This is a genomic window from Colwellia sp. SU-HH01217 (assembly GCF_057543495.1).
Genome location: NZ_BAAJLX010000001.1, coordinates 50,749 through 66,910, shown reverse-complemented (window position 1 = coordinate 66,910; position 16,162 = coordinate 50,749). Strand labels below are relative to the sequence as shown.

The 16,162-nt window shown below is 37.7% G+C and carries 10 protein-coding genes; 1 reads left to right on the top strand and 9 read right to left on the bottom strand.

What is annotated here, in order from left to right; all coding sequences use genetic code 11:
• The first annotated feature begins 27 nt into the window (after positions 1-27).
• Positions 28-2,226: a 5-histidylcysteine sulfoxide synthase gene (gene ovoA, locus AC27G3_RS00210; RefSeq protein ID WP_487117806.1), complete on the top strand. Its 2,199-nt coding sequence runs from the start codon at positions 28-30 to the stop codon at positions 2,224-2,226.
• A gap of 34 nt (positions 2,227-2,260) precedes the next feature.
• Here the strand turns inward: ovoA and AC27G3_RS00205 are convergent, their stop codons facing one another.
• The 9 genes from AC27G3_RS00205 to AC27G3_RS00165 all read right to left on the bottom strand — a co-directional run bounded on the left by AC27G3_RS00205 (position 2,261) and on the right by AC27G3_RS00165 (position 16,079).
• Complete coding sequence (locus AC27G3_RS00205; protein WP_487117805.1) at positions 2,261-2,527, bottom strand: hypothetical protein; 267 nt, start codon at positions 2,525-2,527, stop codon at positions 2,261-2,263.
• A gap of 232 nt (positions 2,528-2,759) precedes the next feature.
• Positions 2,760-4,811 carry a glycoside hydrolase family 97 protein gene (locus AC27G3_RS00200; RefSeq protein ID WP_487117804.1) on the bottom strand — a complete coding sequence of 684 codons (2,052 nt, stop codon included), beginning with the start codon at positions 4,809-4,811 and terminating at the stop codon, positions 2,760-2,762.
• A gap of 221 nt (positions 4,812-5,032) precedes the next feature.
• Positions 5,033-5,239 (bottom strand): cold-shock protein, encoded by a 207-nt coding sequence (locus AC27G3_RS00195; protein ID WP_033092258.1) that lies wholly within the window; start codon positions 5,237-5,239, stop codon positions 5,033-5,035.
• A 211-nt stretch (positions 5,240-5,450) separates the two neighbouring features.
• The gene (locus AC27G3_RS00190; RefSeq protein WP_487117803.1) at positions 5,451-6,143 is read right to left on the bottom strand and encodes an aspartate/glutamate racemase family protein; all 693 of its coding nucleotides are present in this window, start codon (positions 6,141-6,143) and stop codon (positions 5,451-5,453) included.
• 27 nt (positions 6,144-6,170) lie between these two features.
• The gene (locus tag AC27G3_RS00185) at positions 6,171-6,815 is read right to left on the bottom strand and encodes a LysE family translocator (protein WP_487117802.1); all 645 of its coding nucleotides are present in this window, start codon (positions 6,813-6,815) and stop codon (positions 6,171-6,173) included.
• Positions 6,816-6,868: 53 nt separating this feature from the next.
• A complete protein-coding gene (locus tag AC27G3_RS00180) occupies positions 6,869-8,029 on the bottom strand; it encodes a tetratricopeptide repeat protein (protein WP_487117801.1) in 1,161 nt (386 codons plus the stop codon).
• A 162-nt stretch (positions 8,030-8,191) separates the two neighbouring features.
• Positions 8,192-11,068 (bottom strand): pullulanase-type alpha-1,6-glucosidase, encoded by a 2,877-nt coding sequence (pulA, locus tag AC27G3_RS00175; RefSeq protein ID WP_487117800.1) that lies wholly within the window; start codon positions 11,066-11,068, stop codon positions 8,192-8,194.
• A 138-nt stretch (positions 11,069-11,206) separates the two neighbouring features.
• Positions 11,207-15,409, bottom strand: a complete 4,203-nt coding sequence (locus AC27G3_RS00170; protein ID WP_487117799.1) for an alpha-1,6-glucosidase domain-containing protein — start codon at positions 15,407-15,409, stop codon at positions 11,207-11,209.
• Positions 15,410-15,605: 196 nt separating this feature from the next.
• Complete coding sequence (locus AC27G3_RS00165; RefSeq protein WP_487117798.1) at positions 15,606-16,079, bottom strand: Spy/CpxP family protein refolding chaperone; 474 nt, start codon at positions 16,077-16,079, stop codon at positions 15,606-15,608.
• Positions 16,080-16,162: the final 83 nt, after the last annotated feature.

The following is a 16,162-nucleotide window of genomic DNA, read 5'->3' as shown; positions in this document are numbered from 1 at the left end:
CGGCCTATATTATTTTAAAGTGACTTAATGACCATATCTAACATTGAACAAAACATTCTCTCTAATACTCCTCAAGACTCAGCAATAAGTGGCCCAATTAATGGCCAACTTAAAACGCCCTTGTTAACAGGCAATTCGGTAAGTGATAAGCGCACTGAACTCAAGGATTATTTTAATCAAACATGGGCAACTTATGAGTCGTTATTTTCACTAATCAATTCTGATAAAGCTTATTATTTAAGACCTGAGCCTTTACGACACCCTCTTATTTTTTACTTTGGTCATACGGCAACTTTCTATATCAACAAATTAATGTTGGGTAAGTTTATTGCTAAGCGAGTCAATCAAAAACTCGAAGCAATATGCGCTGTTGGAGTTGATGAAATGAGTTGGGATGATCTTAATGCTGAGCATTATGATTGGCCGAGTGTCGATGAAGTTAGGCATTACCGACAGCAAGTAGCTTGTTTGGTTAATCAGTTAATCGACACGATGGAGCTTTCTTTACCTATACAGCAAGACTCTTTAGCTTGGGTAATTTTAATGGGGTGTGAGCACGAGCGTATTCATCTTGAAACATCTTCTGTAATTATGAGAATGTTGCCTCTTTCATATTTAACCGATAATGCTAATTGGCAAGCTTGTGATACTACGGGTCATGCACCGAGTAATGAATTTTTAACTGTTGAACAAGCGTCAATAACTCTAGGTAAGCCTGATGAGGATGAAACCTATGGTTGGGATAACGAATACGGTAAAACTCAGTGTAGCGTTATTAGCTTTCAAGCATCAAAATACCTTATTTCTAATCAAGAGTACCTTGCTTTTGTGCAAGCTGGCGGTTATCAAAATCCAGTTTTTTGGACAGAAGAAGGCCAACAGTGGTTAGCTTATACTCAAGCAACAATGCCGCGGTTTTGGCTGCTAAATAAAGAAAGTTGCACTACTGAGCGCTCGTCGTATTTACAACGAAATTTAACCCGTGAAATACCTCTGCCTTTAAATTGGCCTGTGGAGGTTAATTACTTAGAGGCAAAAGCTTATTGTAATTGGCAAAGCGCAAAACAATCAGCCTTTATACGATTACCAACAGAAGCTGAATGGTTAGTGCTAAGGAATAAGATAACAACTGATCTGCCTTTTTGGCAACAAGCTCCTGGTAACATTAATTTAGAGCATTACGCTTCCTCGTGCCCAGTCAATCGTTTTGAAACAGATGGTTTTTATGATGTGTTAGGTAATGTATGGCAATGGACAGAATCTGAGATTGATGGTTTTGATGGTTTTAAAGTACATCCTTTATATGATGATTTCTCCACACCTACTTTTGATGGTCGACATAATTTGATCAAAGGTGGTTCGTGGATTTCAACAGGTAATGAAGCTATTAAGCATTCACGATATGCCTTTAGACGACATTTTATGCAACACGCAGGTTTTCGAACAGTTGCAGCTCAAACTGAGAAAATACCTGTTCTTGAGGTTAATCACTATGAAACCAATGAAGATATCTGTCAGCAACTTGAAAGCCATTATGGCCAAGATTATTTATCTATCCCCAATTATCCTCAACAAATCACTGAGGTGTTAATGCGATATGTTGAGCAATTTAGTGTGAGCCAAAGTAAGCTGTTAGATCTAGGCTGTAGTGTAGGGCGTTGTTCATTTGAATTGTCGCAACATTTTGAACAAGTTGATGGTGTTGATTTTTCTGCAGGAGTGATTAAGCATGGAGTTCAGTTAAAAAATAATAATGTTGTTAAGTATTTAATTGAGAATGAAGGCGATATTGTTGATTATAAATCGGTTGAGCTAACGAAGTTTTCACTAAATAAGAGCGTTGATAGTGTCAACTTCTTTCAAGGAGATGCCAGTAATTTAAAAAGCATTTTTAAAGAGTATGATGTCATCCTTGCGCAACATGTGGTTGAAAGTAGTTATGATCCTGCATTATTTTTAAAGGCGATTAATGAGCGTTTAAATAAAGGTGGTTTGTTAGTGATCGTTTCAGATTATCGATTTAAAGAAGAAACAACAGCAAAAGAAAAATGGTTAAGTGGCGTCAAAGTTAATGGTGAAAATGTCTGCGGCGTTGATGGTTTAAGTGGTTTTTTAACCGATAAGTTTTCGCTTGTAGGTCAAGAAAAGCTAACGAGAGTATTAAAAGAGAATCAACGACATTATCAAGTGAGCCATTGTCAGTTAACGGTTTGGCAACGTCAATAACGGTAATAATAAATTTACTTGGTTAGCTTGTAAGTTAACCAAGTGCCATCATTAGCACAACAAGAAAAGGAGTAATAAAAGCAATTAAAAAACTGCGAATTAAAATAGATAAGCCATTTAAGTTCGGACATTTCTTTATGTAGGTAAAGTTAACCAATGCGGTTGCGGGAACAGCAAAAATCCCGAGTAAAAACGCCCCTAATCCAACCCAAGAACCGTTGCCAGTATTCATCTCAATTATTAAAAAAATCAATAAACACTGAATAAGCAGTGGAATAAACACACCGATAAAATAACGCATAATCTCAGCCTTGAGTAGTAACTTACAATTGTATAGGTTTTAATATATTGCCAATCTATGTCGCTATCAGCAACATTTATTATGACAAGGACGTTATACTTGTTTTAATTAACCTGAGATCAGGTTAATTAGGTGAGCTACTTTATACACAGGAAAAATAACGAAGTAATTGGTTATTTTAACCAGTAGAAAAATCACCTAATTAGGGCGTGTAGATATTATTCTACCTTGTTTAATTTTGCTCTTTTAAGGCTTGAAAGCGAATCGCCGTACCACCACTTTTTGCAAGTTTAAGGGTTAAAGAATCTTTCGATGTGACATTTTGATTTTCGATAACTATGTCATAAGGGTTATTAACCCATTCGGCGTTTTCGCCATCGCGATAAATCTGGGCTTGATAACGGGTAGAGCTATCTAGGAAGTCGAGAGAAATTGTAATCTCTCTCGTTTTTTCATCTGTAAGTGCGCCTAAATACCAGTCGTTACCGTCACGCTCTTGTCGAGTAAACACCACATATTCAGCTACTTCTCCTGCAATCGCCTTACTGTCTTGCCAGTCGGTTGGCACATCTAAAATAAACTGAAAAGCAGGTAAGTTTGCTTCGTAGTTTCTAGGTAAGTCTGCTGCCATTTGAATTGGGCTATAAAGTACCACGTAAAGCGCTAATTGTTTGGCCAGTGTCGTTTGAGGACGATTAGTTTTATCGCCTAAGCCATTAAAGCTTAAATTAAATATCCCTGGAGTAAAATCCATAGGTCCTGCGAGCATACGGGTAAAAGGTAAAATAGTGGTATGTTCGGGTGGATTAGGAGGACTTCCCCAAGCGTTAAACTCTTGTCCCCGAGCCCCTTCTCTTGATATCCAATTAGGGTAAGTTCTACGTAATCCAGTATCTTTTACTGGCTCGTGAGTATTAATGCTTATTTTACGTTTTGCAGCTTCTGTGACGCTATGTAAATACTCGCCAATAGTAAATTGCGAGTCGTGCCATTCGTGACGAACGATACCGTTTTCATCTATACGTTTGATCATGCCTCCGTCGGCGACATAGCCTGTTTTTATTTGGCTAACGCCATGTTGTTGGTATAAATCGTAGGCCGCTGCCATTTGGTTACGGTAGTTGGTGACACTACCTGAAGTTTCGTGATGGCCAATTAAGCGAACACCTTTACTTTTTCCGTATTGCGTCACTTTTTCTATATCAAAATCATCATAACTTTGAGTAAAACTAAACACGTCACCATTATCAAACCAACTGCCATCCCAACCGATATTCCAGCCTTCAACTAATACGCCTTTAAAATTGTATTTAGCAGCAAAGTCCATGTAACGAAGCGCTTCACTTGTGGTTGCGCCATGTTTTTCACCGCTGCCCCAAGTGTTTTCATTAATATGCATTCCCCACCAGATACCGACGTATTTTCCTGGTTCAACCCAAGAAACATCACCGAGTTTGTTCGGCTCATTTAAATTTAAGATCAAATCTGAATTAAGTAAGCCAACGGCATCTTTACTTATTTGAATGGTGCGCCAAGGTGATTTAAAGTCTGTTTTTGTTTTCACTAAGGTGCCGTCAGACCAAGGTGTGAGATCAGCTTTTAATCTACCGTCACGCTGTTGGTTAATTGTCATCGAAGCATAATCTACCAGAGCAGCTTCGTGAATACTTAAGTGAGTACCATTGGCTAATTTAAACGTAAAAGGAGTGTGGGCGCGATCAACTGCTGTTAATGGGGTTGTATTGTAGGTATATTCATAGCGATTCCAGCCACGAGATGGGATCCACCAAGCGGTTGCTGTCTCATATTGAGTTATGGCAAACTCTGTGGCTTCATCAATAATTTCCACATTATCCAGTCCTACTTGTTTCGCAACTTCATAGCGAAAACCGAGACCGTCGTTAAATACTCTAAATCTAACGTGGTAACTATTTGCCGTTTTTCTTTGGCTGATAAAATGCACGAGCAGCTCATTATGGGCATCTTTTACGTTTTTACGCTCTCCCCAAGGAAGCTGCCAACTACTGTTATGTTGATTTTTTTTACTGCTTTCAATCGTAAAGCTTTGATTAAATGCTGGCGATTTTTTAAAGGCAAGGCCTAGACGAGAACTTTCTATAACGTTTTGATCATTAAAACGCACGGCATAAGTCGGGCCGTTCTTATCTGAAATGGTGAGTTGTATTTTTCCATCAGGTGAGGAAATTTTTAATGATTGAGCTGTTGCGGAAGTAGCAATAGGTACAATAGTGAGGATAAAAAAGGCAATGTGTCGTGCGTTCATAAAACTTCCAGCAATTAATTAAAGTCTTAGCTTACCTGTTTTTTACTTTAAATCAGTAAGGTGCATACGTATTCAGCAGACAAATATTAACGCGGAAAAGTGATGTTATTCGTGGGATATTGTCCTTGAATTTCAGACAATAAAAAAGGCTAACCTTTCGGTATAGCCTTTTTATTATGAATATACTCAAAGAGTTATTTCATAAAATACATAATTGCTAATTAAAGTGCAACGATGTTTTCAGCTTGAGGACCTTTTTGGCCGTCAGTAACTGTAAATTCAACTTTTTGACCTTCAGCAAGAGTTTTAAAACCTTCACCAACGATAGCGTTGAAGTGAGCAAAAACGTCTGGACCATTTTCTTGCTCGATAAAACCAAAACCTTTAGCTTCGTTAAACCATTTTACTGTACCAGTAGTTGTAGACATAATATATCCTATTAATTTTAAGAGTAATTTAAACTTCTTAATTTATAATTAAATTAAGTAAGCTGTTGAGCTAAAAGGGTTACTATTACTTATAAAACAGGACGAGGTACGATAAAACTTCGAAATTGTGTACATAAATATTAAAACTTACTTTCAAGCAAGGCAATTATATACTTGGGCAAAATCCTGTCAATCTTTTTTATGGACTTTCCTATAAAATAGCAAGGGTTGCAGCCTTAGTCGCGTGAATGTCTGTTGTATCAAATAATGGGATTTGACTATCACTTTGTTGAATGAGTAAGCCGATTTCAGTGCAGCCTAAAATAACGGCTTCTGCCCCTTGCGCAACAAGTTTATCGATAATGTCTAAATATTGTTTTTTTGAATTAGTATTGATAATACCAAGGCAAAGTTCTTGATAAATTACCTCGTGAATAATTTGTCTGTCATTCTCGTTTGGAACGATAACATCAATATTATGTTGTTTAATTAACCTTTCTTTATAAAAATCTTGCTCCATCGTAAAAGCGGTTCCCAACAAGCCAACTCGTTTAATTTTTTGTTGTGTAATATGCTCTGCAGTTGCATCTGCAATATGTACGATAGGGATATTAATTGCTTGGGATATTTCAGGGGCGACTTTATGCATAGTATTAGTGCAAATCAGCAAAAAATCAGCGCCAGCATTTTCAACTGACTTTGCAGCGCTCTTAAGTATTTCCGCAGTGCCAGCCCAATCGCCTTGATGTTGTAACTGCTCAATTTCAGCGAAATCAACACTATTAAGAATTATTTTAGCAGAATGCAGTCCGCCTAAATGCTGCTTAATCGATTGATTAATTTTCTGGTAATACCCTAAAGTACTTTCCCAACTCATTCCTCCGAGTAAACCAATCGTTTTCATAGGTAATCCTTTAATTAAAAAATGGTTTTAAATTTTTGCTAGTAAAATTTTAAGACCTAACGCGATCATCGCAAGTCCAAAAACACGATCAATCCAATGACCCATTAGTTTAAATTTGGCATTAATGACAGGACGAGAAAGTAAAAATACCACCAGAGAAAACCAACTAAGTTGAATACACATCATCCATAAACCATAAATGGCAATTTGATAAAGCGGCATGTCGGGTGTTAATACTAAAGTAAATAATGCCACAAAATAAATCGGCGCTTTGGGGTTTAAAGCGTTACAAATAAAGCCAGCAGCAATGCTCTTTCTAGGAGAATACTCCTTTATTGTGATTTTACTTTCAGGTGTGTTATCAGGAATTTCGGCTGGAAGTGCTTTACTGCTCATTAATCCTTTATAGCCTAAATAAAATAAATAACCGCCACCTAATATTTTTATTACCCAAAGCGCTGTTGAAGAGTTTGCAATAACTACCGCTAAACCAAAGGCAGAATAGATGATATGAACAGACAAGCCTAACGCAATGCCAATACTGCACATAAAGCCCGCTTTTTTGCCGTGGCTTAATGTTTGTTGTGACACTAATACAAAGTCAGGGCCAGGGGAGGCCGCTGCAAGTAAGTGAATGGTAGTAATAATGACTAAACCTTGGAATAAATCCACAACGCTCCTATTTGAGTATATTTATAGTATGATTTTTCAAATACACCATAGTGCTAAATTTTACTAAGACTATAAAGTTTTCGCTGATAAAGTTTACGTTCATCTTCTTTGTAAGTCCACTCAAGAGCGCTTTTAAGTACATTAACTGCTTGATTCTCTTTACCTTTAGCATAATAAATTTGAGCTAACCCTAAGTAAGCTTGATGAACATAAGGGGCCATGTGAATAACTTTCTTAAAGTAAGTTTCTGCATTTTTAAGGTCATTTTTATTTTTAGCTAAATAGGCTTGTTCAAGCCAAGCATATGGATTTGGATCATCTAAAGTTTTCATTCTATCTTTAATTTTATTCAGTTCATCAAAGCGTTGTTGAGATTTAAGAAAGATCGCATAATTTTGTAATACAGAAAGATTAGCGTCTTTCATTTTTATTGCACTAAGATAGAATTTTTCAGCAGTTTCCGCATCGCCTTTTTGACGATGTAATATAGCAAGCAAATTAGCTATTTTGGATGATGAATTATCGTATTGATAAGCGAGTTCAGCATTAGCAAAAGCTGAATTTAAATCGTTCGCAACAATATAGTTGGCGGCGATATTAATATAATATTGCGCAATTAATGCATCTTTTAATACTCGCTTATTTACCCAATTCGACTTAACAGGGAAGTAATCTATGACAATGGCGGGTTTATTGAAATAGTAAAAGTCACTTTCTGGCACAAAGGTAGGATCGTAGATAACCGACTGTAAGTGTGAAGAAACTAAAATAACCTTTTCGTGTTTTTCAAATACAGGTACTGTGGTTACTTCGCGGTAATCTACTTCTAAATTGATGGTTTTAGCCAATGCCGTTGTTAAAATTGCAAGACTCATGCAATTACCTTTGTTGAGCTTCATAGACTCAGTGGCTATTAAGGTTTCGCCATAAAAAGTAAAGTTAGACAATCGCGTAGAAATAAAGTTATCTAGCGCCTGATGAGGTTTAACATTCTTAATTAATTCTTTTTGGTAAAAGGTTAAGAATTCATTTTTTTGCTCAGTTGATAATTTAAAAATATCTTCTTCTGCAACTAGTTTTATGTGCTCTTTCTGATAAAGGTTTTGATTTATTTTAATGAGGTGGCTTTGACCTTTAACTTGTTTATTTTCAGATAAGCCTGTGCAGCCAAGTAAAGTAGATATTAAAACTAGGGTGAAGAGTATTTTTATCATTTAACTTCCTTTGATCTTTGTTTATAACTACGAATTCCTTAATAGTTGTGCTTAAACAATAACCATTGTTCCAATAGTTGTCTAGTGTCTATTCAGTTGTTAAATAATATCTGCAGTGTCAATTAAACTTTATTGTTCACTGCAGATAGCTATAAATGGGAATTAGCGATTTTGTTTTACAAATACAGCAGTCGTTAATTTAGGAATACTAAAACCTGTTTGTTGTGCTTTACTGCTTTTCACTAATTCATCCACTCCATTTTGCTGCACAGGGTGAAGTTGGTATTTTTCAGCGTCAGTAAAAGGAAAATGTTGTGATTGTAAACTCATATTGAAAAGTACGATCATTTTATCAGTCACGGAGCTTTGGCTTTTATGCTGACGTTGAGCTATCGACATCACAATTAAACCTTTCTGCTGATCTTTCCCGGTATTATGAAACTTAACTTGATCAATAATTTGTTCGGCGGTATTCAACCTAAATAGTGGCGAGCTCATGCGCATTTTAATAAATTCATTAAAGACCTCTGCACTAAAGTGAATGTCTTCACTGCTAACCATATCGCGCTGTTCATTGTTAATTAACAATTCTTGAATTAACGGCCAGTTCGCCTCATCTTTATCAGCTGGCGGTAGCCCAACATTATAGTTGTTGGTTTGTTTGGTAAAGTCGACTTTATTAAACCAATCGCCATAGTCGTAGCTGTCGCGTAAGAAAGATTTTGAACGTAAAAGCTCTGAACCCATATGTAAAAACGGAATGCCTTGAGCTAAAATTGGCAAGCTTAAACTCTGTAAATGAAAGCGAACACGATCTTTTGTTGAGGTGTTATAAGGGAGTCGATATTGGTTATTGTCCCATAAGGTTTGGTTATCATGTTTAGACACATAATTAATACTATCCGCGGGATCTAATGCATAACCTGTGGGTTGAGAGCCGTAAGGAATATCTTTACCTGTTACCTTTATTCCTTGGCTATTTATCAGTGGAAATTCGGCAAGGTTACCTGCTAAACCAATGCGGAGTTGATCCATCATTAATTGATATTTTTCTGTGCGATCTGCTGATTGTAATTCATTAGGTGCAGTCACTAGTCCGTTGCCAAGCCCTTGATCTTTTCTAAGATCATTGCCAGTGGCGGTAAATGCACCACCTCGCACGGCATCTCGTAATCTGTCGGTGAAAGTGCCAATTTCTGTGCCACTCAACTCAAGTTGACTTGCTTGAATAAAGCGTTGGTTATTGGCAACTTCTCCAAAGTTCCACCCCTCGCCATAAAAATAGGTATCGCTATCTACTTGTTGTACTGCTTTTCTGGCGGCTAGCATTGAGGTTTTCGGTTGATGTGCCATTAAGTCGAAACGAAAACCATCAATTTTATAATCTCTTGCCCAAACCACTAATGAATCAGTCATTAGTTTTGCCATCATCACGTGTTCAGTAGCGGTGTTATCACAACAGGTTGATTGCGCTATTTCACCTGATATTGGATCGAGGCGGTGATAATAATTAGGCACAATTTTATCTAACACAGAAGTAGGTTTTAATCCTGCTTGGTGGGTATGGTTATAAACGACATCCATAATAACTCTAAAGCCAAGTTGGTGAATACTTTGCACCATTTCTCTAAATTCAATAATACGGGCAGTACCTTGAGAGTTAACAGCATAACTGCCTTCTGGGACTGTGTAATGAAAGGGATCATAACCCCAATTGTAATTATCGAGTGGGCTAATTTCAGAAATAATAGCTTGTTGTTTATCGCTATTAGCGGGCAAACTTGTTAAATAATCGCCAAGACTTTGTTGGAGGTTGTCAACGCTATTACAAACAGAGGTTTTAGGCGCTAATTGACATACTTTATTTAACGAATCGTTAATATCAATATTTTGGCTACTGTCTTCATTTACTGTGCCGATATCAAATGCAGGTAATAAATGAATATTATTAATACCTGCTTTTTTTAGCGATTGTAAATGCTGAATACCGGCACTGTTTTTTTCACTAAAGGCTTTGTATTTTCCACGATAATTTAAATTAGAAAGTTGTGGATCAAAGGCGCTGAAGTCTCGAATATGGGTTTCATAAAAAATATTATCTTCTGCGTGCTCTACTGTTGGGATTTTGTGCGTACTCCAATTGTTAGGCTGAGTGGTGGCGGTGTTTAAATCAACTACTTGTGAGTACTTGCTATTAACCGAGAGACTAAGGGAGTAGGGATCTGTAGTAATGAGTGTTTCATGCTGTTTAGACTTTGGATGATAAACGGCTATTTTATATTGGTAATATTGGTGGCTAAGATCCACGTTGCCATTGGCTTGCCAAATCCCGGTATTGCTGTTTTCAATCATTTGAATGTTTGATGGCTGCGCAGGTGTTTCATCTTCGTTAAATAATAATACCGAAACTGCCGTTGCTGTTGGTGTCCATAACTTAAATGTTACACCTTTTTCGGTGATACTTGCCCCTAAATCTGTGACTTCATTGGCGTCAGCTTCTTTGGTTGTGTATAACAGATCAATTATTGAGGCCGTTTGAAGGTAAGCGACTTTATGTGGTTGATTGTTTATGCTGGCGATGACTGCAAGTTTAGTTTTCAATAATTGCTTAGCTTGTTCTGGTGTCGCTTTGAGCTTATAAGCTTGAAAACCTGCTAAGTGTGGGAATTTCTCGCCGATATTAATGTTATTAATAGCATTAGCTGTCGTGATTTTTTCTAAGGGGATTACCGTTTCCGCTTTATTTTTTTCATTACTTGAAAAACTAACCAGAGAATACTGCGCTTGAACGAAATTTTTATCAGTTGCTTTAGGTAATAATAAAAGAGTAGGGGTGATCCAATGTGCGGAAAAATCATTGGGTAAGTTGGCTAACGATGATTGAGTAACATTAACTACTTGCGTTGGTGAACTTGTTTGAGTTTGTTTAGCCGTAACATTTGGCTGACAAGCAGATAGTAAAACTGAACTAGCGAATAAGGTAACAGGTAATAAGGCTTTACTGATAACGGTACTATAAGTACTTTTATAAACAGACATAGAACTTCCAAACAATTAGGGTAAATAATTTTGTGGGTTAAAGGTTAGTTAAAGATTAATTGAAAATTATGCAAAGGCTGATTGATTTTCATCAAAAAGCCTTTGTTTAATCAATAAATTATTGAACAACTTTTACTTTTAAGGTTGGCATTGTTGAATGATTAAATTACCAACATTAACGCCTGACGCTGGGTTTTCTTCATTTAACGAGAGTAGAAAACTATAGTTGCCAGCAGACAATGTGGTTTGATTATTGTCTGTACCTGCGTTGCTGTAAGCTACGGCATAGTTAACACCTACGGCTAAGTTTTCACTATTAATACTTGTGCTATCAGAGGCTTGTGCCCATAACTGAGTATCCCAATTACTATCATCTGAGGCTAATTTGAATTGCATATCACCATCAAAGTGAGCAACTGCTTGATATTGATTGTTCCCTTTATAGCGTAATCGGTAAGCTTCGTCAGCCCCCCAACCAGAATGGTCGCCTTTCACATACAATTGACCACCACCTGAAATAGCAAAAGGAATAGGGTCAGCTGAATCAGGCAATGCAGCACAGTTTATAGTTGGCGATATGGCGCTCACAGTTAGTTCAGGGGTTGTGTTTGAAGCGTCTAAGGTAAATTGATAACTGCCTGTACTCGCGGCTGTTATTAACATTTCATCGCCATTGTTCGTAACTGCTAATGAGTGAGTTGAAATAGCAATATCATCAAAAGTGAGCTCAAGCTCATGCCAATCAGCAGCACCAAATTTGAAGTGATGTTGACCTGTATTTAGCGTATAGGTGAGCGTATAAATGCCATTGCCTTCGTAACTAAAATTATCTGTTGCCGTTAAACCACTGTCTCCCCAGTTGTTCATATCGCCACGTAAATAAAGTTCGGTATCACCAAAAGGGGCGACATCGGCAGCGTCTCGAGTAATTCCAGCAGACAAGCCTGTGCCTTGATTATTTTGCTGAGGCTTAACAAATACAGCAGTGGTTAGTGCTGGTACAGTAAAAGTGCCAGAGTTAGCCGTTTCAGTAAAGTATGATGCATGTACTTGGTTATCATAAGAGTTTTGTTGTATAGCATGTAACTCAAAACCTGTAGCTGTAGCAATTGTATGAGATTGCTCTGTGTTAGCGCCATTAATTACCACTACAATCGCATCAACATTTTCATCTAGATCTGCTAAACCTGTGCCATCATCAATGCTCATAACTAGCAGTCCTTGGCTTTGATTGATGCCAGTATTATGAAACCCAACGCGATCGTAAACATCTTGTGCGCTTGATAAACTAAACAATTTACTGGCATGTCGAATCGCTAAAAACTCTTGAAAAACTGCACTAGCGAAAGTTAAGTGACTTGCTTGTACAGAGGTCTCACTATTACTGATTAATTCAGAGATTGCGGTCCACTGGTTTTCGTTATCTTGTGCTAACGGTAACCCGACATTCCAGTTATTTGTATTTAGCGTAAAATCAACGCGGTTAAACCAATCACCAGCATCATAGGTGTTTCTATCCATTGATTTAGAGCGAATAAAGTCGCCACCAATTTGAAAGAACGGGATGCCTTGGCTAAGTAATGGAATGGTCGCCGTAATATTTTGGGCACGCACTCTGTCGTCAACCGACATGCTAGTTGGTAAGCCATATTGTAGTTGATCCCACAACGTCTCGTTGTCGTGCTTTGATACATAATTAATAATATCAGCAGGATCTTTTGCGTAGGCAGATTGCGGGAAGTTTTTACCTGACTTAATCACGCCGTTTCTGTCTTTAAGTTGATAGTCTTCTAAAGTACCGGCTAAACCTAAACGAAGAGTATCTTGAGCACCGAAGTCTTGTTGTGCGCCAAAAAGAGAAGCGCCTCGAATAGTATCGCGAGGTCGGTCGTTAAAGGTTCCTACTTGTGAGCCCGCCATATTGTTTTGTTGTGCTTGCGTGTAACCTTGATCTGAACGTGTCCAACCTTCACCATAAAAGTAGTTGTCGGCATCAATGGCTTGAACAGCAGTTCGCGCTGCAAGGATTGACTCAACAGAGTTGTTGCTCATGATGTCGAATCGAAAACCGTCAAACTTGTATTGTTCTGTCCATATAAGTAATGAGTCTTTCATTAACTTATCCATCATTTTGTGCTCTGGCGCGGTATCTTGACAACAGGTTTCGTTAAATACATTACCTGTGATTAAATCGCGGCGGTGGTAATAACCAGGAACGACTTTATCTAATACTGAATTGTCCCATAAGCCTGAAGAGTTGGTATGGTTGTACACCACATCGAGCACAACACGTAAGCCCATTTCATGTAAGGCTTGATTCATTGCTCGCATCTCAATAATACGTGATACGCCATCAGGATTTGAAGCGTAGCTGCCGTCTGGCGTTGAAAAATGCTTAGGATCGTAACCCCAATTAAAACTGTCTAAACCGCGTAGTGTTTGAGCAAGCGCTTGTGCTTGAGTTGAACTCGGATCGTAGCTTTGAAAAACTGATAACAAGGTTGCAGCATCGTTTTCTACGCCACAAACCGAAGCACTGCTATCCACAGCGCATAATTGCGCAACAGTATTAGTAAGATTTATTCGGCTGTTTTCATCTTCATTAATACTTGCAATATCATTAGCAGGCAACATTTGAAAGTGTGTTAATCCTGCTGTAGCCATGTTTTTTAGATGGCTAACAGGTGCAGAACTTTCTTCAGTAAATGCGAGGTAGTTGCCCCGATTGGCCTCGCTAGTACTTTGATCTTGTATGCTAAAGTCTCTAATATGGCCCTCGTAAATCACTGCATCTTCAGGCGAAGCAACGGTTGGAATGGTATGGCTGTCCCAACCTGTCGGCTTTAAGTCGTTGTCGTTTAAATTGGCAAACTGAGAGTAATCGCCATTAACAGATAAAGAAACAGAGTAGGGATCTGTCGTGAAAATTGTTTCAAATTGCTGGTTTTGATAATGATAAACGTTAAGTTCAAATCGATAAAATAATCGGTCATTAGTGAGCGGAATACTCGATGTCCAAATGCCTGTTGTATCATCAAATGTCATTGGCATTGTTGATAGTAATTGTTTCGCACTATCGAATATTTGTAAGTTAACCTGTTGTGCCGTGGGCGCCCATACTTTGCTGGTAATATCGCTGTTACTATATTGTAAACCAAGCTGTGCTTCATCGGCATCATCTGTGTCTTGTGTGTATAAATTATCGATAACACGAGGTGTCTGGACATAAGTGGCTTTTACGACGGTATTTTGGGCGTTGTAAGCGATAGCTAATAGTTTTCCTGTCAGCATTTGTTTGGCTTTATCACTTGACGGTGCAGAGGCCAAAAATGTTGATAAAGCACTATAACGCGGCATGTTCATTGCGTTTGCCGTGTTATCATTTTGTGGTGAAAATTCAATATAATTATCGCCAGCTATACCCGTTTCGCCATTAAAACCTAATTCATTTTCAGCTGAACTGTACAGTCTGATTTTCTCTATGTTAGCGTTGTTTGTTCCCCAAAAAACAGTGTCGAGGCTCACCCAGTGTGCAGCAGTATCGGCAATGGTTACGCCTGAAGGGGGTAATGTCGCTTGAGTGTATATATCACTAATTCCAGATAAGGTCCAAATCATACGTTCTTTGGTTAAGTCAGCATGTTGATCATTCCCACCTAAATCTTTTTCATCACCTTTGTGGACAATAAAATTAGCGCAATCGCTGTGATTGTCTTTTAAGTTAATTAACCAATAGGCACCGTAATTTGGATCTATGCCTGTTTGAGCTTGCCCTGTTGCCCAATCAGTTCCTTTGTCTGAAGCAAAATTTGCGTATGAGTCACAACTTTCGTTATTCCAAAGGTGTAAAATCCAATCGTCATAATTATCGTCTTGGCGATTGTAAAAAATAACTAATTGATTATCTCCTGCTTCTATCGCTGGTGCCGGAAGTTGGTCTTCAGTTTCAAGGGTGACAATAATTGCCGTATTATTTGAAGCGTTATTAGTATCGGTAACAGTTAAGGTCGCGTTAAAACTGCTAGCATTTGAATAGGTAACCGTTGAAGAAGTCGTTGTTAAGCAATTATCTATTGTAATAGCACTTACATTTCCGCCAGGTGTTAATGTACACGAAAGTGAGTCATTTTCTGCATCACTAACCTGCCAGGAAAAAGTGACTTCTAATGATGAATTATGAGCGGCTTCACCACTAAAACTGTCAATTGTTGGAGCGGTATTTATTGGTGTCGGGGGAGGTGTCGTGTTTGTTTTGTCATCTTCACTTCCGCCACCACAAGCGAAAAGCCCGATTGATAGTGAGGAGATTATAAATACTTGTTTAAGGCTTATTGGTAACATCGAGCTATTATCCTGTTATTTTTATTGCTCCTTCATGCTATAGCGCCAGTTATTTTTTGAACAGTGACTACATACGTATTCATTGTCTTGAAAAGAATTTTAAATGCATTTCATTAAAAGTTAGGCCTTCAATGATAAGTCGTAAAAAGAGCACTATCAAAAGTGATATGCGCTCTTTAAGTACTGCGATAATAAATCAATTATTTGCTTTATTTTTATTATGGCTTTTCATTCTACTCATTTTTTTGCGCATGTTTCTTTCAACCATTTTCAAATACTTGGGTTGTTGTTCAGGCGTTAATTCTTGATAAATAGCATGATGAAGTTTGATTTTATTAAACAACATACTGTTTTTCTTAGCTGAACGCTGTTCAATTAACTCATTAACCATAGGTTCGTCGAAAGCAGAATTGGTCATAATGGCAGTGAACTGTGCTTTTATTTCTTGTGCTTTCGCTTTTCTTGCTTCTTTATCAGGCTTAGTGTTTTGAACGTTAAAGCTTGCCATAATGGCAGAAATATTTGTTTGCTGCTCAGAGGTTAAATCCAGTCTTTTTGCCATACGTTCAATTTTATTTTCATGTGAAAAGGTGTCGTTAGCTTGAACACTAGAAAAAGTAATTACGCTTGATAGAGCAATAATAGAGATTATTTTTTTACTAAGTTTCATAGGGTATTCCTTACTGTTAATGCTTAATTAATTGGCCTGATTATAATAACCAAATGAACGTAAGGTAACGTCAAGGTAACGTA